Annotated in this window: 2 protein-coding genes; both read left to right on the forward strand. The window is 73.1% G+C overall.

Annotated features, from left to right (window positions below; genetic code table 11):
* Positions 1 to 4: 4 nt before the first annotated feature.
* On the forward strand, positions 5 to 790 hold the full coding sequence (locus ACFV1L_RS36320) for an electron transfer flavoprotein subunit beta/FixA family protein (protein WP_380374566.1): 786 nt from the start codon (positions 5 to 7) through the stop codon (positions 788 to 790).
* A 38-nt stretch (positions 791 to 828) separates the two neighbouring features.
* On the forward strand, positions 829 to 1,767 hold a 939-nt coding region (locus ACFV1L_RS36325; RefSeq protein ID WP_380374564.1), incomplete at its 3' end, for an electron transfer flavoprotein subunit alpha/FixB family protein.

Consider the following 1,767-nt stretch of genomic DNA (forward strand, 5'->3'; position numbering starts at 1 on the left):
GGCCGTGAGCTTGAGGATCGTTGTCTGTGTGAAGTACGTGCCCGACGCGACCGGTGACCGTCGCTTCGCGGACGATGCCACCACCGACCGGGAGGGCGTGGACGGCCTCCTGTCGGAGCTGGACGAGTACGGCGTCGAGCAGGCGCTGCGGATCGCGGAGGCGAACGAGGGCGCCGAGGTGACGGTGCTGACGGTCGGTCCGGACGACGCGAAGGACGCGCTGCGCAAGGCGCTGTCGATGGGCGCGGACAAGGCCGTGCACGTCAACGACGACGACATCCACGGCTCGGACGTGATCGGCACGTCGGCGGTCCTGGCGGCGGCGCTGGAGAAGACCGGCTTCGACCTGGTGGTGTGCGGCATGGCCTCCACCGACGGCACGATGGGCGTGCTGCCGGCGCTGCTGGCCGAGCGGCTGGGCGTGCCGCAGGCGACGCTGCTGTCGGAGGTGTCGGTGTCCGGCGGCGTGGTGTCGGGCCGCCGGGACGGCGACGCGGCCTCCGAGCAGGTCGAGGCGGCGCTGCCGGCGGTGGTGTCGGTGACCGACCAGTCGGGCGAGGCCCGCTACCCGTCGTTCAAGGGCATCATGGCGGCGAAGAAGAAGCCGGTGCAGTCGCTGGACCTGGACGACCTGGGCATCGACGCGGACGCGGTGGGCCTGGCGGGGTCGTGGACGAAGGTCGCGGACATCGCGGCGCGTCCGGCCCGCACCCAGGGCCAGATCGTCACCGACGAGGGCGAGGGCGGCAAGCAGCTCGCCGCGTACCTCGCCGAGCAGAAGTTCATCTGACGGGCCGCCAGGAACCATCGAAGGGTTTGGAGACAGTCATGAGTGAGATCCTGGTCCTGGTCGACCACGTCGACGGCGCGGTGCGCAAGCCCGCCCTGGAGCTGCTGACCCTGGCCCGCCGCCTGGGCACGCCCTCCGCGGTCGTCCTCGGCGCCGGCGACGGCGCCGCGGCGATCGCCGCGAAGGCCGCCGAGTACGGCGCCGCGAAGGTCTACGTCGCCGACGGCGAGGAGTTCGCCGCCCACCTCGTCGTCCCCAAGGTCGACGCGCTCGCCCAGATCGCCGGGGCGGCCGGCCCTGCCGCGGTCCTGGTCACCTCCGGCGGCGAGGGCAAGGAGATCGCCGCCCGCACCGCGCTGCGCCTGGGCTCGGGCATCATCACCGACGCCGTCGACGTCGAGGCCGGCGCGGACGGCCCGGTCGCCACCCAGTCGGTGTTCGCCGCGTCCTACCAGGTCAAGTCGACCGTCACCACCGGCGCGCCGGTCATCACCGTCAAGCCGAACAGCGTCGCGCCCGAGCCCGCCCCGGCCGCCGGCACGGTGGAGAACGTGAGCGTGGCGTTCACCGGCAACGCCGCCAAGGTCACCTCCCGCACCCCGCGGGTGTCCACCGGCCGCCCCGAGCTGACCGAGGCCGCGATCGTGGTCTCCGGCGGCCGCGGCGTCGGCGCCGCCGAGGGCTTCTCCGTCGTCGAGGACCTCGCCGACGCCCTCGGCGCCGCGGTCGGCGCCTCCCGCGCCGCCGTCGACGCCGGCTGGTACCCGCACACCAACCAGGTCGGCCAGACCGGCAAGCAGGTCTCCCCGCAGCTCTACATCGCCGCGGGCATCTCCGGCGCCATCCAGCACCGCGCCGGCATGCAGACCTCCAAGACCATCGTCGCCGTCAACAAGGACCCCGAAGCCCCCATCTTCGAACTCGTCGACTACGGCGTCGTCGGAGACCTCTTCACCGTCCTCCCCCAGCTCACCGAC

The organism is Kitasatospora sp. NPDC059646 (assembly GCF_042734615.1).
Classification (GTDB): Bacteria; Actinomycetota; Actinomycetes; order Streptomycetales; family Streptomycetaceae; genus Kitasatospora.